Origin of the sequence: Achromobacter sp. NPDC008082 (assembly GCF_042957345.1) — a bacterium.
In the GTDB taxonomy this organism is placed as follows: Bacteria; Pseudomonadota; Gammaproteobacteria; order Burkholderiales; family Burkholderiaceae_B; genus Achromobacter; species Achromobacter kerstersii_A.
In genome coordinates this window covers 686,489-711,595 of record NZ_JBIBIB010000005.1, presented here as the reverse complement: position 1 = coordinate 711,595, position 25,107 = coordinate 686,489, and the positions used below count along the sequence as shown (strand labels likewise).

The following is a 25,107-nucleotide window of genomic DNA, read 5'->3' as shown; positions in this document are numbered from 1 at the left end:
TCAAGCCGCGGCCGGCACGGGCAGCGCCAGCGTTTCGGCGGGCTCACCCGGCCCGACGATACGGTTACGCCCCGCCGCCTTGGCGGCGTAGAGCTTGCGATCGGCCCGTTCAAAAAAGGCCTCGAAGTTCTCGCCTGGCACCCAATCCGCGACGCCCGCGCTGAACGTGTATGAAATGGTGCTGCCGCCATGCGCACAAGGCGTGCGCCGGGTGGAGTCCAGCAATCTGGCCGCCACTTCCATCACCGCGTCGCTGCGCAGGTCGGGAAACAGCACGCCGAATTCCTCGCCGCCCACGCGGCCCACGTGGTCTCCCGTACGCAGCGTAACGGTGGCCAGCAGGCCGAAATGGCGCAGCACCGCGTCGCCCGCCGCGTGCCCATGCATGTCGTTGATGCGCTTGAAGTGGTCCACATCCAATAGCAGCAAGGTCAGCGGCCGCCGCGTGCGCAGCGCCTGCGCGCAGTAGCGCTCGGCCTGCATCCACCACGCCTTGCGCGACATCAGCCCGGTCAGGAAGTCGGTATTCAGTTCGTGCTCGCGATCCGCCAGCATGCGATCGTGAATGATCATGATCGTGCCTAGCGTCAGGCACGGCATCGTCAGCACGCCCAAGGTCAGGAACGCAATGTTCCAGACCGTGGGTTCCAGCAAGGTCTGGGCAAGCGTCAGATCAAACAGGTAGACCGCCGCCCGCAGCGCGCAGACCAGCGCTGAAATCAGCGCCGCGGCCCACAGGAAACGATAGCTGTAGCGCGAGCGGTGGGCGGGCATGTTGTGCTGAACGGTGTGCGCCACGGCCAGCATGAAGCCCATCTGCAAGAACGACATCGCTACGATGCGCGGCCCGATCTGCCAGTCGATATAGGTGTAGACCAGCAACACCGGCAGGGCCAGCAGGCAGCCCAGCATCATCAGGTGCCGAGGCACGCTCAAGCCCAGCAGCCGCCTCACGCCCGTGTAATACGAGCACAGCGCCAGCGCGACAGCCACGTTCGGCGCCAGCACCGACAACCACAGCGGCGCCGGCGTGTTCTGCAGCCCAAACGTAAAAAACGCCAACAGCGTGAGCAAATTGGCGCGTATGGTTTCGCGGATGCCCGCCATGCCGCTGCGAGCCAGCGACCCCAGCACGCAAAGAGACAGGACTCCCGCCAGTGCTGCTATCAAAAGCAAATTAACGGGAGCGATCATGGGCGGCGCGCGGTAAGGCGCGAGGTCAGGTGTTGCGCGTGGACTTTACGATGGTCATGGCCGAGGCGATCATGCCGCCCACGTCGGACATGTTGGCCGGCAGGATCAGCGTGTTGCCTTCCTTGGCCACATTGGCGAACGCTTCGACATAGCGTTCCGCGACCTTCAGGTTGACGGCTTCCATGCCGCCCGGCTGGCGCACGGCGTCGGCCACTTGCGTGATGGCCTTGGCGGTGGCTTCGGCAATGGCCAGCACCGCGGCGGCCTCACCTTGCGCCTGGTTGATCTGCGCCTGCTTTTCGCCTTCCGAGCGGGCGATGGCGGCTTCGCGTTCACCGGTGGCGATGTTGATCTGTTCCTGGCGGCGGCCTTCGGAAGCGGCGATCAGCGCACGCTTTTCACGCTCGGCGGTGATCTGCGCCTGCATCGAACGCAAGATCTCGTTGGGCGGCGTCAAATCCTTGATCTCGTAGCGCAGCACCTTCACGCCCCAGTTCAGCGCGGCCTCGTCCAAAGACGCGACGATATTGCTGTTGATGGAATCACGCTCTTCGAATGTGCGGTCCAGCTCCATCTTGCCGATGACCGAACGCAAGGTCGTCTGCGCCAGCTGCGTGATGGCCGAGATGTAGTTCGACGAGCCATACGATGCACGCATCGGATCAGTCACCTGGAAGTACAGCACGCCGTCGACTTGCAGCTGCGTGTTGTCACGCGTGATGCAAACCTGGCTGGGCACGTCCAGCGGAATTTCCTTCAACGAGTGCTTGTAGGACACACGTTCGATAAACGGGATGACAAAGCCTGCGCCTGGTGACAGCACGCGGTCGAATTTGCCCAGGCGTTCAACCACCCAGGCGTGCTGCTGCGGCACGATGGCGATCGCTTTGATGACGATCAGAATCGCCAGTGCGACGACAACGAGCAGGACGATAGTGGAAGTATCGATGATCATGTGGAACTTCTCCTGGAGTAAGTGCGAAGGCAGCCTGCTGTTTGCCGGCAAGGCTGCCTGCCTCGGACTGCGCGAGGCGCGGCCCGGTGTTTCTGAGCCGGCATTTCTGCGCCGACCTTTTTTACGCCGGCATTGCTACGCCGCGATTATTGCGCCGAATCCGGCTTCCCCCTCGGGGTCAGCACCAGCGTCGAGCCGCGCAATTCGGTGATGGTGTGTTCGCCCGCATGCGGCGTTTTGCCCGGGGCCAATTCCGCTTGCCAGTGCGCGCCGCGATACCAGACGCGCGCGGTGCGGTGTTCTGACCAGGCCTCGACGCTAACCGTCTGGCCGATATCCAGATTCACATCGACATTGCGGGCCGAATTGACTTCACGCTTTTTCAGGACACGCGTCTTGCGCAGAACCAGCAGGCCCAGCAGCAACACGACGCCGCAGGCCACCAGCTGCCATTCCTGGCCGATGTTCAACCACGCGGCAACGCCGCCGGCCGCCAGCCCCAAGGCCACCAGCAGCAAATAGAAAGTACCCGTCGCCAGTTCCCCGATAAGGGCCAGCGCGGCCAATCCCAACCAGATCCACATGGTGTTTAAGTCGCCTGAAAGGATGAGTCGTCAGCGGATTGTACGTATTTCCGGGACGCAACGGGAATGCCGGCGGCGGTCAAGAACAATTGCGCTGGATTATGATGTGCCCTGACGCGGCGGTCCCACCCGGATTTTCCGCGTCTGCCTTTTCTTCGATCAAGCCTCCATGACCGCTGCAACTTCCCCTGCCCTACCCGTTCTGATCCTGCACACCGGGGACCCGGACGACACGCTTAAAAGCCAGTTCGGCGGCTATGCCGAACAACTGTCGAAGGCGGCCGGCCTGGCCACGGACGACATCGAGATCGTGGCCGTGCATGAAGGCCAGCGCCCCCAGTTGCCCGCGCAATACCGCGCCGCGCTGATCACCGGCTCGCCCGCGATGGTGACGGACAAGGAACCCTGGAGCGAAGACACCGCCGCGTGGCTGCGCGAGGCCGCCGCCGCGGGCTTGCCCATGTTCGGCGTGTGCTACGGCCACCAATTGCTGGCGCATGCCCTGGGCGGCAAGGTCGGCTACAACCCGTCTGGCCGCGAAGTGGGCACCCAAACGGTGGAACTGCTGCCGCAGGCCACGGGCGACAAGCTGCTGGCCGGCCTGCCGCCCACCTTCCCCGCCCAGATGCTGCACGCGCAAACCGTGCTGCAACCGCCCCCGGGCGCCGCCGTGCTGGCGCGCTCGGATCTGGACGAGCACCAGATGATCCGTATCGGCAGAAACGTGTTCTCGACCCAGTTCCACCCGGAATTCGGCCCCGAATTTGTCCGCGCGCACCTGGAGCGTTACGGCCGCCGTTACGCTGCCGAAAACCTGGATATGCCCGACCTGACGGCGAACGTGCGCGCGACCCCGGTGGCGGGCGAACTGCTGCGCCGCTTCCTGGACGCGTACGCGCCCGCCTGAACGCCCGGCGCGCAACATCCGGAGTGCCGCGCGCGGCGGGGCTTGAGACCATGAGTCATAGCGTATTTCTCCACGCGCATGTCAGGAGTCCCTTATGAGCCCCGCCGTCGCCCCCTTGAGCAAACAGCACGCCGCCGCCGTCGAGCGCGCCTGCCGCGCACTCGAGGCCGAGCAGCCGCCCGATCTGTCCACGCTGGCCGAGCAGGCCGGCATGAGCCGCTACCATTTCCACCGCGTCTTCAAGGCCGTCACCGGCATCACGCCCAAGGCCTACGCCAGCGCCCTGCGCGCCGGCCGGGCGCGCCAACACCTGAAAGCCAGCGCCAGCGTCACCGACGCCATGTATGACGCCGGCTTCAATTCCAGCGGCCGCTTCTATGAAGCCGCGCCCGCCATTCTGGGCATGACGCCCACCGCCTTTCGCAAGAACGGCGAAGGCGTCGACATCCGTTTCGCCGTGGCGCAATGTTCGTTGGGCGCGCTGCTGGTGGCGGCCAGCGACACCGGCATCTGCGAAATCGCTTTGGATGCCGATCCCGAAACGCTGGTGCAGAACCTGCAAGACCGCTTCAAGGCCGCCCGCCTGATCGGCGCGGATACGGAATTTGAAACCTGGGTCGCCGCCGTGGTGGGCTTTGTGGAAGACCCGTCGCGCGGGTTGGACCTGCCCCTGGATGTGCGCGGCACCGCTTTCCAGCGCCGCGTCTGGGAAGCGCTGCGCGAGATTCCGGTAGGCGCTACCGCCACGTATACGCAAGTGGCCGAACGCATCGGCAACCCGCGCGCCGTGCGCGCCGTGGCGCGCGCCTGCGCCACCAATAACATCGCGCTCGCCATCCCCTGCCACCGCGTGGTGCGCACCGATGGCTCCATGGCGGGCTACCGCTGGGGCATCGACCGCAAGCGCGAACTGATCGCGCGCGAGGCGCAGGCGGCCTGATCCTTACGCCGCGCGCCGCCCGCCTCGGTCATGCCGTGGCGATCTCCCCCAGAAACGCCTCGATCGCGGCCGCAAGCGCGAGCGGCGTTTCGTTCATGGGGTAGTGGCCGGCGTTGTCCAGCACCTCAACACTGGCCCGGCGATAGCGGCGTAGATAGGTTTGCGCCATCAACGCCGCGTTGAAGGTCGGGTCGTGCTTGCCCACCAGGACTTTCACGGGATGGCGTCCGTCGATCGCATCCGTGAAATCCGTATCGGCCCACGCGTGCAAATACGCAGCAAAGGCTTCGGGGCTTGAGCACGCCGCCGAATACGCCGCCTTCCATGCCAGCCACGACGCCGGCAGACGGCCGCCAGTGCTGCGGTCAATGATGGCCTGGCGTAGCTCGGCGCGCGTTGCGGCCGCCTCCAACATTTGGCGCGTCGCCGCGTCGTACCGGATACCGCCGCACGGCACGGGCGCAATCGCTATCAGCGCGCGTACCCGATCCGGCGCCAAGGTGGCGATACGCTCGATCGCCATGCCGCCCATGGAATGCCCGATCAAGCTGAAGGTCTCGAATCCCAGCGTGTCTGCAAGCGCGAGCGCATCGGCAGCGATTTCGTCGATGGTGTAAGCCCCCGATTCGTCGCGCCTGCCACCGTAACCGCGGTAATTCATGAACACGTAGCGATAGGCCTCCTGCGACAGCCACGGCTCGATCGGCTCGAACGCATGCGCGTCGCCAAACCAGCCATGCAGAACAAGAACAGTGTGGGGGCCATTGCCCACGGAATGAAAAGTGCCGGACATCCCGCCTCCGATGCGGATGAAACGTCGCCGGCATCCGGCGACACGTGGCAGGGATCGTATGCCGGCCCCCCATGGCCCGCCGTCGTTATTGGGTCATTCTCTGTAGAATTCGGGCCATGCGAAATACCCTGGTCGATCCGTTTGAAGACATTCCGCGCGCGGTGGTCGTGACCGCGAACGACTATGCGGCCGGGTCGACGTTTCCCGTGCACGCGCACCGGCGGGGCCAGTTCGCGTTTGCCTTGCGCGGCACCATCAGCGTCGCCACGCCAGAGGGCCGGTGGCTGGTGCCCCCGCAGCGGGCGTGCTGGGTGCCTGCCGGCGTCGCGCATGAAATGACGATGTCGGGCCAGGTCACCATGTTCAATGCGTTTCTGTCGCCACACGAAGCGCAAGCCGCCCGGATGCCGGAGCATTGCGGCGTGTATGGCGTTTCGGCACTGCTCAAACACTTGCTGCAAGACGCCATCGACCTGCCTGCGCTCTACGACACCCAGGGCCGGGCCGGCAAGCTGATGACGATGCTGGTGGCCGAAATTGCCTGCATGCCTCGCCTTTCGCTGCACGCACCGCTGCCGCAAGACCCGCGCCTTGTTCGTATATGCCAGCAATTGTTTGACACCCCGTCGATCGCGTTCGGGCTGGACGCAATGGCAAGCCAATCCGGCATGAGCCGGCGTACCTTTACGCGATTGTTCCGTGCGCAAACCGGCGCAAGCTTTGCAGAGTGGCGTCAACAAGTCTGCCTGCTTGCCGCCATCGAACGCTTAAGCCAGGGGCAACCGGTGACGCGCGTTGCGCTGGATCTGGGCTACGCCAGTCCCAGCGCATTCACATCTGCATTTCGCCGGGCGCTGGGCGAAACGCCGGGTCAGTACATGGAAGTCCGCACAGCGGCGTGAAGACGCGGGCCCACTGCCTACACCACCGCGAATAAAAAAGCCCCGCATCCTTTCAGATGCGGGGCTTTTTACTAGCGAATCAGCCGATTACTTGGCCAGACGCTGCCACGTGTCGACAACGGTATCCGGGTTGAGCGACATCGACAGGATGCCCTCGTCCTTCAGCCATTGCGCGAAGTCCGGGTGGTCGCTGGGGCCTTGGCCGCAGATACCCACGTACTTGTTGGCGGCCAGGCAAGCCTTGATCGCGCGGCGCAGCATGAACTTCACGGCTTCGTCGCGTTCGTCGAAGTCGGCAGCCAAGAGCTCCATGCCCGAATCGCGGTCCAGGCCCAGCGTGAGCTGGGTCATGTCGTTCGAACCGATCGAGAAGCCGTCGAAGAATTGCAGGAATTCGTCGGCCAGGATGGCGTTGGACGGCACTTCGCACATCATGATCAGCTTCAGGCCGTTTTCGCCACGCGCCAGACCGTGCTTGGCCAGCAGGTTCACCACCTTTTCGGCCTGACCCAGCGTGCGCACGAACGGCACCATGATTTCAACGTTGGTCAGGCCCATGTCGTCACGGACCTTCTTCAGCGCTTCGCATTCCATGCGGAAGCACTCGGCGAAGTCTTCAGCGATGTAGCGCGACGCGCCGCGGAAGCCCAGCATGGGGTTCTCTTCCTCGGGCTCGTAGCGCGAACCGCCCACCAGCTTGCGGTACTCGTTGGACTTGAAGTCCGACATACGCACGATGACCGGCTTCGGGTAGAACGCGGCGGCGATCGTCGCCACGCCTTCCGCCATCTTCTCAACGAAGAATGCGCGCGGGCTGGCGTGCCCGCGAGCGGCCGATTCCACGGCCTTCTTCAGTTCGCCGTCCACGTTCGGGTAGTCCAGGACTGCCTTCGGGTGGATGCCGATGTTGTTGTTGATGATGAATTCCAGACGCGCCAGGCCCACGCCGCCGTTGGGGATCTGCGCGAAGTCGAACGCCAGTTGGGGGTTGCCCACGTTCATCATGATCTTCAGATCGATGGCGGGCATTTCGCCGCGGCGCACTTCTTCCACTTCGGTTTCGATCAGGCCGTCATAGATGCGGCCTTCGTCGCCTTCCGCGCAAGACACGGTCACGGCCTGGCCTTCCTTCAGCAGGTCCGTCGCGTTACCGCAACCCACCACAGCCGGAATGCCCAGTTCGCGCGCGATGATCGCGGCGTGGCAGGTACGGCCGCCACGGTTCGTCACGATGGCCGCGGCACGCTTCATCACGGGTTCCCAGTTGGGGTCCGTCATGTCGGTGACCAGCACGTCGCCCGGCTGAACCTTGTCCATGTCCGAGATGTCGCCCACGACGCGGACGGGGCCGGCGCCGATCTTCTGGCCGATTGCGCGGCCGGTGATCAGGACCTGGCCGGTGGCCTTCAGGCGGTAGCGCTGCTGCACGTCGTTCACGCCCTGCTGCGACTTCACCGTTTCGGGACGCGCTTGCAGGATGTAGATCTTGCCGTCGACGCCATCGCGGCCCCACTCGATGTCCATCGGGCGCTTGTAGTGCTGTTCGATGATGACGGCGTAGCGGGCCAGTTCATTGACCTCGTCGTCGGTCAGCGAGTAGCGGTTGCGCTCGGACACGGGCACGTCAACGGTGCGCACGGCGCGGCCTTCCGGACGCTCCGGGTCGAATTCCATCTTGATCAGCTTGGAGCCGATGCGGCGGCCAACGATCGGGAACTTGCCTTGAGCCAGCGTGGGCTTGAAGACGTAGAACTCGTCGGGGTTGACGGCGCCTTGCACCACGGTTTCGCCCAGGCCGTAGGACGACGTGATGAACACGACGTCTTCAAAACCCGATTCGGTGTCGATGGTGAACATGACGCCGGCGCTGCCCTTGTCGGAACGCACCATGCGCTGAATGCCGGCCGACAGGGCGACATCGGCGTGGGCATAGCCCTTGTGCACGCGATAGGAAATGGCGCGGTCGTTGTACAGCGACGCGAACACGTGGCGGATCTTGTCCAGCACGTCATCGATGCCAACAACGTTCAGGAAGGTTTCCTGCTGGCCGGCGAACGAGGCGTCGGGCAGGTCTTCTGCGGTGGCGGAGGAGCGCACGGCAAACGAGCCCTTGCCGTCAGCGTCGAGCTTGGCAAAGGCTTCGCGGATTTGTGCTTCGAATTCAGCCGAGAACGGCGCTTCGACGATCCATTGACGGATCTGCGCGCCGGCGTTGGCCAGCTCGCGCACGTCTTCGGGGTTCAGCGTGGTCAGGCGTTCAGCAATGCGCTGGTCCAGGCCCGAGGCTTTCAGGAAATCACGGAAAGCGTCGGCGGTCGTGGCAAAGCCGCCCGGAACGCGGACGCCCGCGCCAGACAGCTGGCTGATCATTTCGCCTAGTGATGCGTTCTTGCCTCCTACCGAGTCCACGTCCGTCATGCGGAGCTGCTCGAACAAAACAACATACGACATTGAAGTCACCTTTTACAATGGAATGAAAGCGAGTTAGGTCAAAGCATGAATCAAGCACAAAACACTGCTTTTTCAGACGCTGACCAAACTGGCCTTGGACCGCCCTTGGGGTGACTTATAGGGGCCTGATTGTACTCGGTGGAGTACCCTCGGCTATCTGACTGGTTGGAATTTTTTACACATGACATCTACCCCGATCGTACGCACGGTATACATCGTTTCCGACAGTACCGGCATCACCGCTGAAACGTTCAGCCAGTCGGTGCTTTCCCAGTTCGAAGAGGTTGATTTCAAGCCGATCCGCCTGCCTTTTGTCGACACGCTCGAAAAAGCCGCCGAAGTCGCCATGCGGATCGACCGCAGCGCCCTGGAAGCCGGCGTGCCGCCCATTGTGTTCAGCACCCTGGTCAACCCCGAAATCCTGGCCCGTGTTCGCCAGGCGAACGGCATTTTCATGGACCTGTTCGGCACCTTTGTCAGCCATATCGAACAGGCGCTGGGCCTGAAGTCCAGCCACTCCATCGGCCGCTCGCACATGCAGGCCAATTCAGAAAAGTACCGCAATCGTATCGACGCCATCAACTTCAGCCTGGCGCACGATGACGGCCAGTTCGTGAACCAGCTGGACCAGGCCGACGTCATCCTGGTGGGCGTGTCCCGCTGCGGCAAGACGCCAACCAGCCTGTACCTGGCCATGCAGTACGCCATCAAGGCGGCCAACTTCCCGCTGACGCCCGACGATTTCGAGCGCGGCACCCTGCCCTCGACCATCGCCCCGCACCGGGCCAAGCTGTTTGGCCTGTCGATCCAACCCGAGCGCCTGGCTGAAGTGCGCAATGAACGCCGCCCCAACAGCCGCTACTCGCAACTGGAGCAGTGCCGCTATGAAGTGGCCGAAGCCGAGCGCATGATGCGCCGCGAAGGCATTTCCTGGCTGTCCAGCACCACGAAGTCCATCGAAGAAATCGCGACGACGGTGCTGCAGGAAGTGGGCCTGGATCGGGGCTAAAAAAAAACCAGGGCGCATCATGGATGCGCCCTGGCTGTTTTCGCGTGTAGGAAACGCGGCCGAATTACAGGCCCGGCGCGCGCTCAGGGGATGCCGCGCCCCAATAGCGCAACCCGCGCATTTCGTTTTCGGCTACTTCCGGCGGGTCGACCAACTGCATCGACAACTTTCCGACCGCCCCCGTGGCGCCATACACTTCGGCCTTCACTCGCACGTAACGCGTTTGGCCGGGGTCGAGCATGAAGCTCACGCCGTCGCCCGTCCAGTACAGGTTGGTGACCACGTAACTGCCCGCGGGCCGATCCACAAAGAAAAAGCTGCCCGGCTTGTTGCGGCCAACGACTTCATTGTTGACGCGCAGCTTTTGCTGCGCGGCCGCCAGATTGGTCGGCTGAGGCTGATAGAAATAGATCCGGCCCTTGCCCTCGGCAATGGGCGGAAGCTGGCCATGCAACGCGTCATACTTGGGGCCAGCACAGCCGGCCAGCAAAACGGCAACGGCCGCGGCCGCCAATCCTTTGATCCACGAACTCATTGACGCATCTCCACGGGCAGCGTGACGGGGCGGGAAAGCGGCATGAATGCGCTTTCGCCGGGCAGATAAAAGCCCAGCAGCTTGCCGGACGACGCGACCAGATACGCTTCGCCCTGGCGGCGGGTTTGAATCGTGAACAGCCCGTTCATCGAGCGGTAGACATCGCCTTGCGGCAACGCCCCGACACGGCGCCACTGCGAGCCAGCCGGCAGCGTCACGCTGCTGTCGTTAGGCAATGCCGCGATGACAACCCGGGACAATTGAATGGTGTAGACCGGGTCCGCCGCGGCCACCGGAACCATGCCGACTTTTTGCGTGCTGACCGACATGCATGCGCTTAACGCCAGCGCGCACGCCGACGTCAACAGCAGCGCCCGGCACGCACGCTTAACACCCTGGAATTTGTGAAACGGCAATGACGCCATAGCCACCTCGGGAAATACAAAGCGTGGAGTATATGAGTGCGACGGAATTTTACAAACTGTTCGGCATCAATAGCGCAGCTTTTCCCGGTCGCGGTGCCCGGCGCCCCAATACTTCAAGTCCGCCAATGATTGCGTGGCCACGTCGGCTGATGCTTCCGGGCGCAACACCTGTTTGCCGGCCTCGACGTCAACGCGCACGTACACCGTCTGGCCGGCCGACAACTCCAATTTGATCCCTGCATCCGGATTCTTGCGATCCGGCGCCAAGGTCAGCGTGGTCACGCCAGCAGGCCGGTCCACGTAGAAAAACCTGCCGGCTTTGGAGCGTCCGACTTTGCGGCCATTGACCATAATGGCTGGCTGCGCGACATCCTTGGCGTTGGCGAGCTGATAGACATAGACGCGGCCCAATCCCGGCTCAATCTCGGGAATTTGCGACGACACGTCCGCATAACGCGGCCCAGCGCATCCGGCCAACAACAACACCGCTCCTGCCATTGCAAGCGCCAATCTGAACATCGTTTTCATTGATCTCCCCTTGGATTCGCAGCAGGCGTAAACCGGCGTCACGCCCGCGCAACGCGCGAGTATAAACGGGGTCAGTCCCGATCGCAGGGGTTGTAAGAAAACGAACGGCTCAGCGCGGCGCGCTTGTCAGCGCCTGGCGGCGTTGTTCGAAGAGGCAGATCGCGGCGGCCGCGCCCACATTTAGCGATTCGACGGCGGCCATGTCGTGCGGGATGCGCACCTTGAGACGGGCTGCGGTCAGCAAGGCCGGGTCCACGCCCTGCCCTTCGTGCCCGAACACCCACGCGCAACGAAGCGGCAAGCGGCCTTCGTACAAGTCTTGCGCGCCCTCCAGCGCGGTGGCGACCAGCGGCACACGCAGGCTTGGCAACAGCGCTTGAAGGTCGACGTGCTCGTGGATGGCCAGCGCAAAGTGCGCGCCCTGCCCGCTGCGCAACACTTTGGGAGACCAGGCGGCGGCGGTGCCGGTGGCCAGGAACACCCGTTTGACGCCGGCCGCTGCGCACGTGCGCAGCAAGGTGCCGACGTTGCCTGGGTCTTGAATGCGGTCGAACAACACGCAGTTCTCGTCGACCGCTGCCGGCAGTTCCATCGCGGCAGGCGTGACCAAAAACGCCACCCCCTGGACGCTTTCCACGCTAGCCAGCGATTGCATCAGCCGGGCGTCCAACGCCAGGCAGCGCGCATCCGGCACTGCGGCAGCAAGCGCCGCGATATCGGGTTGAGACAGGCGATCAACATCAAAGACAGCCTGATCCGGCGCGCCATGATGCTGCAACCAGGCTTGGCACAGGTGCACCCCGTCCAGCAGCACGGGCGCGCCGCGCTTGCCGGCCGTGCCGGCCAGCTTGGCCAGCGCCTTGACCGCGGGATTGTCGCGGGAACTGATGTGCTTCATGGGGTCAGGCCGAATGCCTTGATGGGCGCAAAGCTGCGCCGGTGTTCCGCGCAGGGGCCGTGTTCGCGCAGCAGTTGCAGGTGCAGCGCCGTGCCGTAGCCCTTGTGCTGATCGAACGCGTATTGGGGATACAGCGTGTGCAGGCGCACCAGATCGGCGTCGCGCGCCGTCTTGGCAAGAATCGAGGCCGCCGATATCGCCGGCACAAGCGCATCGCCCTTGATGACCGTCTGCACGGTGCACGTGAGTTTGGGGGCTTGGTTGCCATCCACCAGCGCCAGTTGCGCGGGCGTGGACAGCCCCTGCACGGCGCGCTGCATCGCCAGCATGGTGGCGCGCAGGATGTTCAGCGTGTCGATTTCATCCACGCTGGCGCTGGCAATACACCAGGCCAGCGCGTGTTCCTTGATTTGCACCGCCAACGCTTCGCGCGTGGCGGCCTTCAGCACTTTGGAATCGGCCAGGCCGTCGATGGGGCGATCGGGGTGCAGAATGACCGCCGCCGCGTAAACCGCGCCCGCCAACGGCCCCCTGCCCGCCTCGTCCACACCTGCCGTGATCAAGGCGGGTTGAATCGGGGCCGCGAACAGATCAGGCTGCTCCACCTGCCACCTCCAGAATCGCCTGGGCAGCCAAAGCCGGCGTATCGCGCAACAGCTCTTGGTGCATGGCGGTAAAGCGCGCTTCGACGCGCGCGATCAGCGCATCATCGGTCAACGACGCCCACGTGGCTTCAGCAAGCTTTTCGGGGGTGGCGTCGTCTTGCAGCAATTCAGGCACCGCGAAATCGCGCAACAGCACGTTGGGCAAACCTACCCACGGCAGGTACGGCCGCTGCTGCCCGGACTTCCACGACATGATGCGCCGCATCCACGGCGACAGCACGTACGAAATCACCATGGGGCGCTTGTACAGCGCGGTCTCAAGCGTGGCGGTGCCGCTGGCCACCAGCACCGCGTTAGCCGCTTCCATGACGGACCACGCCACGGGCGCCTTGCGGTCGCCGCCCGCGCCGTGCAGATCATCCGCGGTAATGCAGCGCAGACCCGGCACGGGATGCTGCGCCAGGATGGCCTGAAATTCCGACCGGCGCTGATCGTTGACCATCGGCACCACGCATTGCAGCGCCGGATCTTTCTTCAGCAGTAACTGCGCCGCTTGCAGGAAGCGCGGCGCCAATAGCCGGATCTCGGACGAACGGCTGCCCGGCAAAATGGCCAGCACGCGCGCGTTCTGATCAATACCCAGACGCGCGCGCGCCGCCGCGCGATCAGGCTCCATGGGGATGGCGCCCGCCAGCGGGTGGCCCACGTACGTGACCGGGATGCCTTCCTTGCGGTAGATTTCTTCCTCGAACGGGAACAGCACCAGCATGTGCGATACCGATTCGCGGATCTTGTGAATGCGTTCGTAGCGCCAGGCCCAGATGGACGGGCCGACGAAATGCACCGTGGGCGTGCCGGCCAATCGCAGTTGGTGTTCCAGCCGCAGATTGAAGTCGGGCGCATCGATGCCGACAAAGACCGATGGCGGCTCGGCCAGCCAGCGGCGCTTGACGTCACGATACGTGCCAAGCAGGCTGGGCAAGCGCTTCAAGGCATCGACATAGCCGAACACCGTCAGCGCATGCATGGGGTGCCAGGTATCGAACTCACGCGCCTGCATCTGCGGGCCGCCGATGCCTTCGCAGCGCACACTGGCGTCGCGCGCTTGCAAACCGGCAATGATACGACCGGCCAGCAAGTCGCCCGAAGGCTCGCCGGCCACCATGCCGATCCGCGTGTTCATGGGCGAATGATGCCGCGCGATGCGACGTCGAGGAAATCGAGCAACGTTTGCAGGTGCTCGGCGGCCTCGGGGATTTCTTGCTGGCGCTTGCGCAATTCAGCGCGCGCGGCGTCCAGCGGCAAACCACGGCGGAAGATGATTTTGTAGGCTTCGCGCAGCGCCGAGATCATCACCGGGGTAAATCCGCGGCGCTTCAAGCCTTCGACGTTGACGCCCACCGGACGGCACGGGTTGCCCGCCGCCAGCACGAACGGCGGCGAATCCTGCATGAGCGAGCTGTTGCCGCCCGTCATGGAGTGCGCGCCGACGCGCGAGAACTGGTGCACGCCGGTCAGGCCGCCAATGATGGCCCAGTCGCCCACATGAACGTGGCCGCCCAGTTGCACCGAGTTGGCCAGGATCGTGTGGCTGCCGATATGGCAGTCATGCGCCACGTGCACATAGGCCATGATCCAGTTGTCATTGCCTATCGTCGTCTCGCCGCCATCCTGCACCGTGCCGGTGTTCAGCGTGACAAATTCACGCACCGTATTGCCGTCACCGATCGTCAGGCGCGTCTTCTCGCCGGCGTACTTCTTGTCTTGCGGCATGCCGCCGATCGAGCAGTAACGGTAGAAGCGGTTATTGCGTCCGATGGTGGTGACGCCGTCCACCATGCAGTACGGGCCGATTTCGGTGCCCGCGCCGATGGTTACGTCAGGCCCAACCACCGCGAACGGGCCGATCACGGCGCTCGGGTCGATGGTTGCCGCCGGATCAACGACAGCGGTGGGATGGATGTTTCCTGCCATTTACTCTTCCAGGCTGCGAATCGCGCACATCAGTTTGGCGGACGCCACTTCCTGGCCGTCGACAGTTGCGCGCGCGGCGTATTTACAGATGCTGCGGCTCAAGCGTTCGGCCTCGACTTCGATGCGCAACTGGTCACCCGGCACGACGGGGCGGCGAAAGCGCGCGCCATCAATACCGACCAGGTAGTAAGCCGTCTTCGACCCTTCGCACTTCAGGCCGCCGTTTTCGTCCGTGAACGAGAACAGCGCCGAGGCCTGAGCCATGGCTTCCACGATGAGCACGCCCGGCATCACCGGATGGTGAGGAAAGTGACCGTTGAAAAACGGTTCGTTGATCGAAACGTTCTTGATGGCCACGATGGATTTACCGGGCACCATTTCAACGACGCGATCAATCAGCAGCATCGGGTAACGATGCGGCAGCCTCTCCATGATCCCCTTGATGTCGAGTTCCATTTTTCTATGCTTTCCTGCGAAATGAAATAATTTTGGCGCGTGCACGCCAGGGCGGCATGCGCGCGCCCTAGTCTTTTTCCAGCGTGCGCACGCGGCGGCGCAGTTGCGCCAACTGTTGTATCACGGCGGCGTTGCGCTGCCATTCACCGTGCTCCGCATACGGGAACACCCCGGTATAGCGGCCAGGTTTCGAAATGCTGGACGTCACCGCCGTGCCGCCCGAAATGTGCACGTCGTCGCCCAGGCTCAAATGGCCTGACAGCATCGCGGCGCCGCCTATGGTGCAGCGTTCGCCGATGGTCGTCGAACCCGCGATCCCGACACATGCCGCCACCGCGGTATGCGCGCCGATGCGCACGTTGTGCGCCACCATGATCTGGTTGTCGAGCTTTACGCCATCAGCCACCACGGTGTCGTCCAGCGCGCCGCGGTCGATGGTCGTGTTGGCGCCGATTTCAACGTCATCGCCCACTGACACCCCGCCCAGCTGGGGAATCTTGCCCCAGGCGCCCTTGCCCAGCGTCGGGTCCGGCGCAAAGCCGAAACCGTCCGCACCCAGCACGGCGCCACTGTGGATGATGGCTCGCGCGCCCACTTTCACGCCTTCATACAGCGTGACGTGTGCGTGCAAACGGCTGCCCGGCCCGATGGACGAACCCACACCGACCACGCAGCCCGGTCCTAGGACCGAATCGCGGCCGATGCGCGCACCCGCTTCCACCACGCAATTGGGGCCAATACGCACGCCCTCTTCGAGGGTGGCGTCTGGCGCAATTACGGCGGAAGAATGCGTGGACCCCGGCAGCACCGGCCGGCGCGCAGCGTCGAACCATTGCGCCACACGGGCGTAAAGCAGATAGGGATGTTTGCAGACGACCAGCGCGAACGGCGGCCGGGCGGCCCCGGGCGCTTCCAGGGCCTCGGCCACGTCGGCAGAGACGATGACCGCCCCTGCCTGCGTGGAGCCGAGCTGGCTCTGGTAGCGCGGGTTGGCCAGGAAAGTGATTTCCTGCGGCCCCGCCGAAGACAGCGTCCCGAGGCCGCAGACCTTGAAAGGCTCCGACCCGGGCGCAGCGCTGATACGCCAGTCCATACCCTGGGTGTTGGCGGCGCTCAGCAGTGCTTCGAGTGTGGGCGCGCGGGCAAGATCCAGTAAAACCGGCATAACGTCGCGGGTACTGCTTACTTGCCCAGGCTCTGAATCACCTTGTCGGTGATGTCGATGCGCGGATTGACCGTCACGGCGTCCTGAATGATCAGGTCGTAGCTTTCTTGCTCGGCGATACGCTTGATGGCTTCGTTAGCCTTCGTGACGATGCCCGAGAACTCTTCGTTGCGGCGGCGGTTGAAGTCTTCCTGGAATTCACGACGCTTGCGTTGCAGGTCGGTATCCAGATTGGACAATTCGCGCTGGCGCTTCACGCGATCCGATTCCGACAGGACGGGAGCGTCCTTGTCGAACTTTTCGGCTTGCGAACGCAGGCTGTTGTTCAGGCGTTGAAGTTCATCGTCGCGCTTCTTGAATTCGGCTTCGATCTTGCTTTGCGCCGTCTTGGCAGGACCGGATTCACGCAGAATCCGCTCGGTGTTGACGAAGCCGATCTTGGTGTTTTGAGCCTGCGCGGGAATCGCAGCAGCCGAACCGAGAATGAGCGCACCCACCAGGGCAATGGAGCCGCCCAGCTTGCCACGGCGCTTGGCGCGCGGCGTATTCGATGATTTAAGTGCGAAATCAGACATCATGAAAATCTCACCTTCCAGTAAGGCAAAGCCAAAGTGTGTATTGTGCCACTAAACAGCAAGGGAGCCGGGCCAGGAGGCCCCTCCCTTGTTTTCAAGCGTAACGGCGCGCTTAGAAACCGGTCCCGATCTGGAACTGGAAGCTTTGCTTGTCGTCGCCAGCCTTGGAATTAAGCGGGCGAGCATACGACAACTGCAACGGACCCATCGGCGACTGCCACGACAGGCCGATACCCGCCGAGAAACGCCAGCCGCACGGATCTTCCACTTCGCTGCCCGCCTTGCCGGCCGAACAACCCAGATCCGACGACACCTGGCCCGCGTCGCTGAAGATGAACCAGCGCAGCGTGCGGTCTTTCGACGCGCCCGGGAACGGCAGGTACAGCTGTGCGTTGGCGATGATACGGCGCGTGCCGCCCAGGTAGTCGCCCGTCTTGGTATCCCGCGGACCCAGCGACGACCCTTCGTAACCGCGAACGGTGCCGATACCGCCGGCGTACACGTTCTTGATGACCGGGTAGTCTTTGCCGCCGTAGCTCTTGCCCCAGTCCGCCATGCCGTTCAAGGCCAGCGTGTAGGAGCCGCCCAACGGCACGAAATACTGTTGCTGCGCGGTGAGCAGCGTGTACTTCAGGTCGACGGTGGACACGTCGGCCTTCAGGCGGGTGTACGAACCCTTCGTCGGCGCCAGTGCGCTGTCACGGGTGTCGTTGGACCAGCCGGTGTTGAAGATCACCGAGTTCGTCGAATCGCCGTAGTCCTTCACGAACTTGTCGTAGGCTGCGGGCGAGTTGTCGAACAGATCGATCTGGTTGTGCTCAAGGTTCGCGCCCATGAAGATCCGGTCGAATTCCGAAATCGGAATGCCGAAGTTCATGCCCAGGCCGATTGCCTTGACGCGGTAATCACCGTCGTTGTTGTTCCAGGGTTCGGTCACGCGGTAGTACGCGGACGTCGTGCGGCTGATGCCGTCCTTTGTCCAGTACGGATCGGTGTGCGACAGCACGACCGCGCGGTTCGTCTTGCTGGTGTTCAATTGCAGCGTCAGGTTCGTGCCGCTGCCGAAGACGTTGTCTTCACTGATACCGGCCGACAGAATCGCCTTTTCAGACGAGCCGTAACCCACGCCCAGGTTGATCATGCCGGTGGGCTTTTCCTTCACGTCGACGTTCACGTCGACCTGGTCGGGCGAGCCCGGAACCGGATCGGTCTTGACGTTGACGTCGCTGAAATAGCCCAGGCGATCGACGCGGTCGCGCGAGGTCTTGATGTCTTTGGCGTCGTACCAGGCGGCTTCCTGCTGGCGCATTTCGCGGCGCACGACTTCGTCGCGCGTGCGGGTATTGCCGCCAATCTGGATGCGGCGCACGTACACACGGCGGCTCGGGTCGACGTAGAACGTCAGGTCGGCTTCGTGCTTGGCGCGGTCCAGCTGCGGGTTCGGGTTCACGTTGGCGAACGCGTAGCCCAATTCACCCAGGTAGTCGGTGATGGCTTTCGCCGAATCGTTGGCCTTGGCGGCCGAGAACGTTTCGTCCGGCTTGACCTGCACCAGCGCGTTGATTTCCTTGTCCAGACCCAACAGGTTGCCAGCCAGCTTCACGCTGCGGACCTTGTACGGTTCGCCTTCGTGGACGGTGATCGTGATGTTGATGTCTTTGCGGTCAGGCGAGATCGTGACCTGCGGCGGCTCAACCGTGAATTCCAGGTAGCCCTTGTCCAGGTAGAACGAGCGCAGGCGTTCCAGATCGCCCTCGAGCTTTTCGCGCGAGTACTTGTCGGTATCGGTGTACCAGGTCAGCCAGCCCGGTGTCGTCAGCTTGAACTCGTCCAGCAGATCGCTTTCCGAGAAGGCCTTGTTGCCCACGAAGCGAATTTGCTGAATGCGCGCCACCGAGCCTTCGAACACGTCAAAGCTCACGCCCACGCGGTTACGCGGCAGCGGGGTCACGGTGGAGGTCACTTCAACGCCGTACTTGCCCTTGGACAGGTACTGCTGCTTCAGTTCGTATTCCGCGCGTTCAAGCATGGAACGGTCGAAGATTCGGCCTTCGGCAAATCCCACCTGGCCCAGCGAGGTGGTGATGGCCTTGGAGTCGAACTCGCGCATGCCGTTGAAGTTGACAGAGGCGATCGTCGGGCGTTCTTGCACCACGACGACCACGACGTTGTTGTCCGTCTGGATCTGCACGTCGGTGAAAAAGCCCGTGCCGTACAGGCGGCGGATCGCTTCGGTGGCTTCTTCTTCGGTGAATTTCTCGCCCACCTTGACGGGGAGATAACCAAACACCGTACCGGCGTCAGTCCGTTGAATACCCTCTACGCGGATATCCCGCACGACAAAAGGGTCGAAGGCTTGGGCCATGGCCGGCAGCAATAAGGCGGCGATGAGACCCGGCAGTACACCCTTTTTGTGATGAAACATCCGGCGAAAAGACATCCTTGAGTATCCTCGGTCGTGCAAATGGCGGGGGATTTTATGCTAAATCGCGCTTAAGTGAATAAGCGCGTGAAATCGTTAAACAGCGCAAGGCCCATCAGGCCGGCTAATAAACCAATGCCAGCGCGCTGTCCGATGTCGATCCACTTGGCTGGCGGCGGGCTGCCCCGCACAATTTCGACGAGATAGTACAGCAGATGGCCGCCATCCAGCATAGGTATGGGTAGCAAATTTAGTACGCCCAGGCTGATACTGATCAACGCGATATAGGCGATGTACGCAACAATCCCGATTCGGGCGGTCTGTCCGGCGTAGTCGGCGATGGTGACGGGCCCGCTGACGTTGCGCCAGGAAACATCGCCCGTGACCATGCGGCCCATCATGCGCAGTGAGAACCAGGCCGTGTCCCAGGTGCGGACCGCGCCGCGCCAGACGCTTTCGAACAAGCCGTAGCGCACCGTGACCATGGGGATGTCGCCACCCAGCTGGACGCCAAGCCGGCCCACTTCCTGGCCGTTGACCGTTTCCGCGCGGGGCGTGACGTTCAGAGAAATATGAGCGCCGTCGCGCACCAAGGTCAGCGCCAGCGTCTTGCCCGCGCTTTCCTGAATCTGTTTAACGAGACCGCCCGTATCCGGCGTGGGTTTGCCATCCACCGAGACGATCAGGTCGCCCGTGCGCAAACCGGCAGCCTGCCCTTCCCCGCCATCAATGACGGCGCGCACGGCAGGCTTGGGTTGGGCCAGGCGGATGCCGGCTGCGGCCAGCGGATCGCCCGTGGACGGGTCCATGGCGTTTGCGGGCAGGTTCAGTTCACGCTGCTGGACGGCGCCAGAAGGCGTGCTGACTTCGATCAGGGCGCGCCCGCCCGTGGCCATGACGTCCATCAGGCGCCAACGGGCGTCCGACCACGACCCGACTTCCTGGCCGTCGATGGCCAGGATGCGATCACCTAGCAGCAGACCGGCGTGCGCCGCCGGGGTGTCCGCCGCGGGCTGCGCGACGATCGCTTGCGGCTCTTCGGTGCCGGCCATGTTCAGGCCCGCATACAGGAAGACGGCAAGGATCAGATTGAAGATGGGGCCGGCGGCGACAATCGCGATGCGCTTGCCGACGGATTTATTGTTGAACGCGCCGGCCGCCTCGGAGGGGCTGGCGCCCGCAGGCGCTTCGTCCTGCATCTTGACGTAGCCGCCCAGCGGCAACGCGGAGACGGCCCATTCCGTGCCATGGCGGTCGGTGCGGCGCAGGATGACCTTGCCAAACCCCACAGAGAACCGCAACACCTTCACGCCGCACAGGCGCGCCACCCAGTAATGTCCCAGCTCATGAAAGATGATCAGGGAGCCAAGCGCAACCGCAAAGGCCAACAGGGTGAAAAGCATCGGGATCGGAATCTAGGGAATCAGAAGCAAGCGCGGCCAGCCATCAGGCCAGCCCCAGGTTACCTGCGAAGATGCGCGCCTCTGCATCCAGCGCGAGCACATCGTCAAGACTGCTGAGCGTAACAGATGCTTGCCGCGCCTGCCACTCAAGAGAGGCCTCGATCACGCGCGGAATCCAGGTGTAGGCCAGCCGGCCGCCCAAAAACGCGTCGACGGCGATCTCGTTGGCCGCGTTGAGCGCGACGCAAGCGCCCTGCCCGGCCCGCAAAGCGGCGAACGAGAGCGCCAGGCAGGGAAATCGGGCCAGATCCGGCTTTTCGAAGTCCAGGCGGCCCAGGCGCGTCAGGTCCAGCGGCCCGACCCCGCTTTCCAGGCGCTCAGGGAACCCCAGCCCGTAGGCAATGGGGGTGCGCATATCGGGCTGGCCCAGTTGCGCCAGGACCGAGCCGTCGTCGTATTCGACCATGGAATGCACCACGCTTTGCGGGTGCACCACGACCTCGATGCGCTCGGCAGGCATGGCGAACAGCCAGTGCGCCTCGATCACTTCCAGGCCCTTGTTCAGCATGGTCGCCGAGTCCACCGAAATCTTGCGGCCCATGCTCCAGTTGGGATGGGCGCAAGCTTGGGCTGGCGTCACGTCGTGCAGGTCTTCCAGGTCGCGTCCGCGGAACGGCCCGCCAGAGGCCGTCAGCAACAGCCGGCGCACACCCGGCGCGGGCGCGTCAGGCGCCTGCGCGCGCCCGCCATGGGGCAGGCACTGAAAAATGGCGTTGTGCTCGCTGTCGATCGGCAACAGTTCGGCGCCGTTATCGCGGATCGCCTGCATGAACAGCGAACCCGCCGCGACCAGCGCTTCTTTATTGGCCAGCAGCACGCGCTTGCCGCTGCGTGCGGCGGCAAGCGCCGCGGGCAGGCCAGCCGCGCCCACAATCGCCGCCATCACGGAATCACATTGCGTATCGGCGGCCGTGTCGGCCAAGGCCTGGGCGCCCACGCGAATCTCGGGCATAGGCTGCCCGCCAGCCCAGGCGGCGGTAAATTTCTTGCGGGCGGCCTCATCGGGGACCACCACCACAGCGGCTCGGCAGGCCTGCGCCTGCTCGGCCAAACGTTCCATCCGGCTGTAAGCGGACAGCGCATAAACCGCCAGCCGATCAGGGTGGCGGGCAATCACATCCAGCGTGCTTTCACCGATCGACCCCGTCGATCCCAGCACGACGACGCGTTGAAAAGCCCTCAAAACAACACTCCAGACAAAAGTAGCGCGAACGGCGCAACCGGAAGAATCGCGTCGATGCGGTCATAGACCCCGCCATGACCGGGCAACAGCGTGCTGGAGTCTTTGCGGCCCGCGCGGCGCTTGAGCAGCGATTCGAACAGGTCACCCACAATGGACACGACACCCAGCAATGCGGCGATCGGCAGCGCCAACCAGAAGCTCCAGCGTTCAACCAAAGCGTGGCCGAAAGATCCCGCCCACAAACTGGACAGGCCAATCCAGACCACCGCGCCCAGCACACCGGCAATGGCGCCTTCTATCGTCTTGCCCGGGCTGACTCGCGGGGCCAGTTTACGCTTGCCGAACGCGCGGCCGGCAAAATAGGCCGCAATATCAGCCACCCAGACGAGCGCCAGCAACGACACGACGAACCCTGCCCCGCGCGCGACGAACATCTGCGCCAGCACGGCCCAGGCCGCAAATGCGGCAGGCACGGAAAACACAGACCAGCCCAGGCTGGCGGGCGGCGCGTCGGAACGGCCACGCACCACCGCCGTAAGCCCGCCAAACAACCACACCGTCGACACCGCCGGCACCACGTAACGCAGCACCCAGGCAGGGTCGCTCCAGCCGCTGCGGTCGCCCGCCAGCCAAGCGGACGCCAGCGCCAGCATGCCGGCAAACAGCAGCACGGCGACACCAATGGAAATCAGGGGGGACGGGGGTTGCGGCAGCGTCAGGCGCAGCCATTCCCAGTTGGCGCACGCGGCGGCCAGGGCAAGCAAGGCAACAAACCACCAGGGGTTCGCGCTGATCATTGCGGCGGCCAGAATGGCCAACAGAATGACGGCGGTAACGATACGCTGGCCCAACATATGACGGTCTCCTCGTGTGCTGCTTTGGAAAGACGCGCTTGTCGCCGTCTGTTTACTGCGCGCCGCTTTCGCTGACTTGCGCGCTGGTGCGGCCGAAGCGCCGCTCGCGGGTGCGGTACCAGTCAAAAGCCGCTTGCAGCTCGGCGGCGCCGAAATCCGGCCAGTAGCGGTCCGTGAAGTAGAACTCCGCGTAGGCCATCTGCCAGATCAGGAAATTGGAAATGCGCTGCTCGCCGCCAGTGCGGATGAACAGGTCGGGCTCAGGCGCCCACGACATCGAAAGATGACGAGCCAGACGCTCTTCGTCCACCAGCTCGGGCGTGGCGGCAAGCGTGGGCTCGGCGGCCAGCATGGCGCGGGTGGCTTGAAGAATGTCCCAGCGTCCGCCGTAGTTGGCGGCGACCGTCAGGTGCAGACGGTCGTTATGCGCGGTGCGCTCTTGGGCGGCGACGATCAGCTCTTGCAGACGGGGTTCGAACGCGCTCAGGTCGCCGATGACGTGCAAGCGCACGCCCTGCTCGTCCAGCTTGCCGATTTCGCGTTCCAGCGCCTGCACGAACAGGCGCATCAGCAACGACACTTCTTCGGCGGGCCGGCGCCAGTTCTCGGAACTGAACGCGAACAGGGTCAGATAGCGCACGCCTGCGCGGCCGCAGGCTTCCACCACGCGGCGCACTGCCTGCACGCCCTTGGCGTGTCCGGCCGTGCGGGGCAGCAGCCGCCGCGTCGCCCACCGGCCATTGCCATCCATGATGATGGCGACGTGCTCGGGGATGTCGCGAGTGTCGGGAACCGCCTGGGTGGAACTGGTTGCCATGGGTCTGGGGCTGCGCGCGGAGGGCCGGCGAAAATCAGTAATACGGGAGAAAAACCTGCGCCGTCATTCCATCGCTGCAACAGGGACTTGCAAGGCAATGGTAAGGACGGCGCATAGGCAAGAAAATCCTGACGCCGGAACGAAACGGCAAAGCCGCCCCGCCCCGAAGCAATCACGGATTATACGGTCATGATTTCCGCTTCTTTCTGGACGACCATCTTGTCGATGTCGGCCACGGCGCGATCGGTCAACTTTTGGACGTCATCCTGCGAACGACGCTCGTCGTCTTCGGAGATTTCCTTGTCCTTGACCAGCTTCTTCAGCGCTTCGTTCGCTTCACGGCGCAGGTTGCGCACGGCGATCTTGGCGTCTTCGCCTTCGCTGCGCACGACCTTGGTCAGATCGCGGCGGCGCTCTTCGGTCAGGGCGGGCATCGGCACGCGGATGGTGTCGCCCATCGAGATGGGGTTCAGACCCAGGTCCGATTCACGGATAGCCTTTTCGATCGGGCCGGCCATGTGCTTTTCGTAGGGCTGCACGCTGATGGTGCGGGCGTCCACGAGGTTCACGTTGGCGACCTGGCCGACCGGAACGGGCGAGCCGTAGTACTCGACCTGCACGTGGTCCAGGATGCCGGTGTGGGCGCGGCCCGTGCGGATCTTGCCCAGGTTGATCTTGAGCGTATCAAGCGACTTGGCCATCCTGGCTTCGGCGGATTTGCGGATTTCTGCTGCGCTCATGGAATTTCCTTTTTTTAAACGTGTACCAAGGTGCCTTCGTCTTCGCCGCTGACGACTCGCTTGAGCGCGCCGGACTTATTGATCGAAAACACTTTGATCGGCAGTTTCTGGTCACGGCACAGCGCGAACGCGGTGGCGTCCATGACTTCCAGACGGCGGACAATCGCTTCATCGAAGCTGATACGCGCATAACGCGTTGCAGTGGGGTCCTTGTTGGGGTCCGCACTGTAGATGCCGTCCACTTTGGTGGCCTTCAACACGATCTCGGCTCCGATTTCGGCGCCACGCAAGGCGGCGGCGGTGTCGGTAGTGAAGAAGGGGTTGCCGGTGCCCGCGGCGAAAATAACCACCTTGCCCTCTTCGAGGTAACGCAAGGCTTTCGGGCGGATGTAGGGCTCAACGACCTGATCGATGTTCAGGGCGGATTGTACGCGGGTGTCGATACCCTTGTGCTTGAGCGCGTCTTGCAGGGCAAGTGCGTTCATGATGGTGGCCATCATGCCCATGTAGTCGGCGGTGGCGCGGTCCATGCCCTGCGCACCCGGGGCGACGCCACGGAAAATATTACCTCCGCCGATGACGATAGCCAGTTCGACGCCGGTGGCGGCGACTTCAGCGATCTCATCGGTCATGCGGACGATGGTGGAACGATTGATGCCAAATGCATCGTCGCCCATCAGCGCCTCGCCGGAAAGTTTGAGAAGAACCCGTTTGTATGCTCTGCTGCTCATA

General features: G+C 63.6%; 26 protein-coding genes. 4 read left to right on the top strand and 22 right to left on the bottom strand.

Annotated elements, in window-relative coordinates; genetic code table 11:
- The 3 genes from ACFZAI_RS23160 to ACFZAI_RS23150 all read right to left on the bottom strand — a co-directional run bounded on the left by ACFZAI_RS23160 (position 1) and on the right by ACFZAI_RS23150 (position 2,733).
- The gene (locus ACFZAI_RS23160) at positions 1-1,194 is read right to left on the bottom strand and encodes a GGDEF domain-containing protein (protein ID WP_391569096.1); all 1,194 of its coding nucleotides are present in this window, start codon (positions 1,192-1,194) and stop codon (positions 1-3) included.
- Positions 1,195-1,219: 25 nt separating this feature from the next.
- Positions 1,220-2,146 carry an SPFH domain-containing protein gene (locus tag ACFZAI_RS23155; RefSeq protein WP_156336837.1) on the bottom strand — a complete coding sequence of 309 codons (927 nt, stop codon included), beginning with the start codon at positions 2,144-2,146 and terminating at the stop codon, positions 1,220-1,222.
- Positions 2,147-2,295: 149 nt separating this feature from the next.
- Positions 2,296-2,733, bottom strand: coding sequence for an NfeD family protein (locus tag ACFZAI_RS23150; RefSeq protein WP_391569095.1), 438 nt, complete (start codon positions 2,731-2,733; stop codon positions 2,296-2,298).
- 169 nt (positions 2,734-2,902) lie between these two features.
- Here ACFZAI_RS23150 and ACFZAI_RS23145 point away from each other — a divergent pair, with 169 nt between their 5' ends.
- Together ACFZAI_RS23145 and ACFZAI_RS23140 are read left to right on the top strand one after the other, a co-directional pair.
- Positions 2,903-3,640, top strand: coding sequence for a glutamine amidotransferase (locus tag ACFZAI_RS23145; protein WP_391569094.1), 738 nt, complete (start codon positions 2,903-2,905; stop codon positions 3,638-3,640).
- A gap of 94 nt (positions 3,641-3,734) precedes the next feature.
- A complete protein-coding gene (locus ACFZAI_RS23140; RefSeq protein WP_391569093.1) occupies positions 3,735-4,580 on the top strand; it encodes a bifunctional transcriptional activator/DNA repair enzyme AdaA in 846 nt (281 codons plus the stop codon).
- Positions 4,581-4,608: 28 nt separating this feature from the next.
- Here ACFZAI_RS23140 and ACFZAI_RS23135 read toward each other — a convergent pair whose 3' ends face one another.
- Positions 4,609-5,373, bottom strand: coding sequence for an alpha/beta fold hydrolase (locus tag ACFZAI_RS23135; protein WP_391569092.1), 765 nt, complete (start codon positions 5,371-5,373; stop codon positions 4,609-4,611).
- A 116-nt stretch (positions 5,374-5,489) separates the two neighbouring features.
- Here ACFZAI_RS23135 and ACFZAI_RS23130 point away from each other — a divergent pair, with 116 nt between their 5' ends.
- Complete coding sequence (locus tag ACFZAI_RS23130; RefSeq protein WP_391569091.1) at positions 5,490-6,275, top strand: AraC family transcriptional regulator; 786 nt, start codon at positions 5,490-5,492, stop codon at positions 6,273-6,275.
- An 87-nt stretch (positions 6,276-6,362) separates the two neighbouring features.
- Here the strand turns inward: ACFZAI_RS23130 and ppsA are convergent, their stop codons facing one another.
- Positions 6,363-8,726, bottom strand: coding sequence for a phosphoenolpyruvate synthase (ppsA, locus tag ACFZAI_RS23125; protein ID WP_391569090.1), 2,364 nt, complete (start codon positions 8,724-8,726; stop codon positions 6,363-6,365).
- A gap of 181 nt (positions 8,727-8,907) precedes the next feature.
- On the opposite strand from ppsA, the gene ACFZAI_RS23120 reads away from it, so the two are divergent.
- Positions 8,908-9,735 carry a pyruvate, water dikinase regulatory protein gene (locus tag ACFZAI_RS23120; RefSeq protein WP_054425834.1) on the top strand — a complete coding sequence of 276 codons (828 nt, stop codon included), beginning with the start codon at positions 8,908-8,910 and terminating at the stop codon, positions 9,733-9,735.
- 64 nt (positions 9,736-9,799) lie between these two features.
- Here ACFZAI_RS23120 and ACFZAI_RS23115 read toward each other — a convergent pair whose 3' ends face one another.
- The 17 genes from ACFZAI_RS23115 to pyrH form a co-directional block, all read right to left on the bottom strand.
- Positions 9,800-10,270, bottom strand: coding sequence for a DUF2846 domain-containing protein (locus ACFZAI_RS23115; protein ID WP_391569089.1), 471 nt, complete (start codon positions 10,268-10,270; stop codon positions 9,800-9,802).
- Complete coding sequence (locus tag ACFZAI_RS23110; protein WP_391569088.1) at positions 10,267-10,695, bottom strand: hypothetical protein; 429 nt, start codon at positions 10,693-10,695, stop codon at positions 10,267-10,269. The genes ACFZAI_RS23115 and ACFZAI_RS23110 overlap by 4 nt, the downstream gene beginning before the upstream one ends.
- Before the next feature lie 66 nt (positions 10,696-10,761).
- Positions 10,762-11,223 carry a DUF2846 domain-containing protein gene (locus tag ACFZAI_RS23105; protein ID WP_391569087.1) on the bottom strand — a complete coding sequence of 154 codons (462 nt, stop codon included), beginning with the start codon at positions 11,221-11,223 and terminating at the stop codon, positions 10,762-10,764.
- 109 nt (positions 11,224-11,332) lie between these two features.
- Complete coding sequence (locus ACFZAI_RS23100; RefSeq protein WP_391569086.1) at positions 11,333-12,121, bottom strand: TrmH family RNA methyltransferase; 789 nt, start codon at positions 12,119-12,121, stop codon at positions 11,333-11,335.
- On the bottom strand, positions 12,118-12,726 hold the full coding sequence (gene rnhB, locus ACFZAI_RS23095) for a ribonuclease HII (protein ID WP_391569085.1): 609 nt from the start codon (positions 12,724-12,726) through the stop codon (positions 12,118-12,120). Before rnhB ends, ACFZAI_RS23100 begins: the two co-directional genes overlap by 4 nt.
- Positions 12,713-13,909, bottom strand: coding sequence for a lipid-A-disaccharide synthase (gene lpxB, locus ACFZAI_RS23090; protein WP_391569084.1), 1,197 nt, complete (start codon positions 13,907-13,909; stop codon positions 12,713-12,715). The genes rnhB and lpxB overlap by 14 nt, the downstream gene beginning before the upstream one ends.
- On the bottom strand, positions 13,906-14,700 hold the full coding sequence (gene lpxA / locus ACFZAI_RS23085; RefSeq protein WP_391569083.1) for an acyl-ACP--UDP-N-acetylglucosamine O-acyltransferase: 795 nt from the start codon (positions 14,698-14,700) through the stop codon (positions 13,906-13,908). Before lpxA ends, lpxB begins: the two co-directional genes overlap by 4 nt.
- Positions 14,701-15,156 carry a 3-hydroxyacyl-ACP dehydratase FabZ gene (gene fabZ, locus ACFZAI_RS23080; protein WP_006223429.1) on the bottom strand — a complete coding sequence of 152 codons (456 nt, stop codon included), beginning with the start codon at positions 15,154-15,156 and terminating at the stop codon, positions 14,701-14,703. It lies immediately after the preceding gene.
- 67 nt (positions 15,157-15,223) lie between these two features.
- Positions 15,224-16,321 (bottom strand): UDP-3-O-(3-hydroxymyristoyl)glucosamine N-acyltransferase, encoded by a 1,098-nt coding sequence (gene lpxD, locus ACFZAI_RS23075; protein ID WP_391569082.1) that lies wholly within the window; start codon positions 16,319-16,321, stop codon positions 15,224-15,226.
- A gap of 17 nt (positions 16,322-16,338) precedes the next feature.
- Positions 16,339-16,899 (bottom strand): OmpH family outer membrane protein, encoded by a 561-nt coding sequence (locus ACFZAI_RS23070; RefSeq protein ID WP_046807180.1) that lies wholly within the window; start codon positions 16,897-16,899, stop codon positions 16,339-16,341.
- Between the two features lie 109 nt (positions 16,900-17,008).
- Entirely contained in the window at positions 17,009-19,336 is a 2,328-nt protein-coding gene (gene bamA, locus ACFZAI_RS23065; protein WP_391569081.1) for an outer membrane protein assembly factor BamA, read from the bottom strand.
- Between the two features lie 53 nt (positions 19,337-19,389).
- Positions 19,390-20,721, bottom strand: a complete 1,332-nt coding sequence (rseP, locus tag ACFZAI_RS23060; RefSeq protein ID WP_391569080.1) for an RIP metalloprotease RseP — start codon at positions 20,719-20,721, stop codon at positions 19,390-19,392.
- 43 nt (positions 20,722-20,764) lie between these two features.
- Positions 20,765-21,964 carry a 1-deoxy-D-xylulose-5-phosphate reductoisomerase gene (locus ACFZAI_RS23055; protein WP_391569079.1) on the bottom strand — a complete coding sequence of 400 codons (1,200 nt, stop codon included), beginning with the start codon at positions 21,962-21,964 and terminating at the stop codon, positions 20,765-20,767.
- Positions 21,961-22,818, bottom strand: coding sequence for a phosphatidate cytidylyltransferase (locus tag ACFZAI_RS23050; RefSeq protein WP_391569078.1), 858 nt, complete (start codon positions 22,816-22,818; stop codon positions 21,961-21,963). The genes ACFZAI_RS23055 and ACFZAI_RS23050 overlap by 4 nt, the downstream gene beginning before the upstream one ends.
- A 52-nt stretch (positions 22,819-22,870) precedes the next feature.
- Complete coding sequence (uppS, locus tag ACFZAI_RS23045; RefSeq protein WP_391569077.1) at positions 22,871-23,635, bottom strand: polyprenyl diphosphate synthase; 765 nt, start codon at positions 23,633-23,635, stop codon at positions 22,871-22,873.
- 179 nt (positions 23,636-23,814) lie between these two features.
- Positions 23,815-24,375 (bottom strand): ribosome recycling factor, encoded by a 561-nt coding sequence (frr, locus tag ACFZAI_RS23040; RefSeq protein WP_377846709.1) that lies wholly within the window; start codon positions 24,373-24,375, stop codon positions 23,815-23,817.
- 14 nt (positions 24,376-24,389) lie between these two features.
- Positions 24,390-25,106 (bottom strand): UMP kinase, encoded by a 717-nt coding sequence (gene pyrH / locus ACFZAI_RS23035; protein ID WP_054425864.1) that lies wholly within the window; start codon positions 25,104-25,106, stop codon positions 24,390-24,392.
- Position 25,107 lies beyond the last annotated feature (1 nt).

Bases quoted from the DNA above. Each gene is read 5' to 3' on its own strand.
- ACFZAI_RS23100 (WP_391569086.1), bottom strand. From the start codon at position 12,121: ATGAAGCACATCAGTTCCCGCGACAATCCCGCGGTCAAGGCGCTGGCC.
- ACFZAI_RS23105 (WP_391569087.1), bottom strand. From the start codon at position 11,223: ATGAAAACGATGTTCAGATTGGCGCTTGCAATGGCAGGAGCGGTGTTG.
- ACFZAI_RS23070 (WP_046807180.1), bottom strand. From the start codon at position 16,899: ATGATGTCTGATTTCGCACTTAAATCATCGAATACGCCGCGCGCCAAG.
- ACFZAI_RS23050 (WP_391569078.1), bottom strand. From the start codon at position 22,818: ATGTTGGGCCAGCGTATCGTTACCGCCGTCATTCTGTTGGCCATTCTG.
- uppS (WP_391569077.1), bottom strand. From the start codon at position 23,635: ATGGCAACCAGTTCCACCCAGGCGGTTCCCGACACTCGCGACATCCCC.
- ACFZAI_RS23135 (WP_391569092.1), bottom strand. From the start codon at position 5,373: ATGTCCGGCACTTTTCATTCCGTGGGCAATGGCCCCCACACTGTTCTT.
- pyrH (WP_054425864.1), bottom strand. From the start codon at position 25,106: ATGAGCAGCAGAGCATACAAACGGGTTCTTCTCAAACTTTCCGGCGAG.
- ppsA (WP_391569090.1), bottom strand. From the start codon at position 8,726: ATGTCGTATGTTGTTTTGTTCGAGCAGCTCCGCATGACGGACGTGGAC.
- ACFZAI_RS23150 (WP_391569095.1), bottom strand. From the start codon at position 2,733: ATGTGGATCTGGTTGGGATTGGCCGCGCTGGCCCTTATCGGGGAACTG.
- ACFZAI_RS23160 (WP_391569096.1), bottom strand. From the start codon at position 1,194: ATGATCGCTCCCGTTAATTTGCTTTTGATAGCAGCACTGGCGGGAGTC.
- ACFZAI_RS23115 (WP_391569089.1), bottom strand. From the start codon at position 10,270: ATGAGTTCGTGGATCAAAGGATTGGCGGCCGCGGCCGTTGCCGTTTTG.
- frr (WP_377846709.1), bottom strand. From the start codon at position 24,375: ATGAGCGCAGCAGAAATCCGCAAATCCGCCGAAGCCAGGATGGCCAAG.
- ACFZAI_RS23110 (WP_391569088.1), bottom strand. From the start codon at position 10,695: ATGGCGTCATTGCCGTTTCACAAATTCCAGGGTGTTAAGCGTGCGTGC.
- ACFZAI_RS23145 (WP_391569094.1), top strand. From the start codon at position 2,903: ATGACCGCTGCAACTTCCCCTGCCCTACCCGTTCTGATCCTGCACACC.
- ACFZAI_RS23120 (WP_054425834.1), top strand. From the start codon at position 8,908: ATGACATCTACCCCGATCGTACGCACGGTATACATCGTTTCCGACAGT.
- rseP (WP_391569080.1), bottom strand. From the start codon at position 20,721: ATGCTTTTCACCCTGTTGGCCTTTGCGGTTGCGCTTGGCTCCCTGATC.
- lpxA (WP_391569083.1), bottom strand. From the start codon at position 14,700: ATGGCAGGAAACATCCATCCCACCGCTGTCGTTGATCCGGCGGCAACC.
- fabZ (WP_006223429.1), bottom strand. From the start codon at position 15,156: ATGGAACTCGACATCAAGGGGATCATGGAGAGGCTGCCGCATCGTTAC.
- ACFZAI_RS23140 (WP_391569093.1), top strand. From the start codon at position 3,735: ATGAGCCCCGCCGTCGCCCCCTTGAGCAAACAGCACGCCGCCGCCGTC.
- lpxB (WP_391569084.1), bottom strand. From the start codon at position 13,909: ATGAACACGCGGATCGGCATGGTGGCCGGCGAGCCTTCGGGCGACTTG.
- ACFZAI_RS23130 (WP_391569091.1), top strand. From the start codon at position 5,490: ATGCGAAATACCCTGGTCGATCCGTTTGAAGACATTCCGCGCGCGGTG.
- bamA (WP_391569081.1), bottom strand. From the start codon at position 19,336: ATGTCTTTTCGCCGGATGTTTCATCACAAAAAGGGTGTACTGCCGGGT.
- lpxD (WP_391569082.1), bottom strand. From the start codon at position 16,321: ATGCCGGTTTTACTGGATCTTGCCCGCGCGCCCACACTCGAAGCACTG.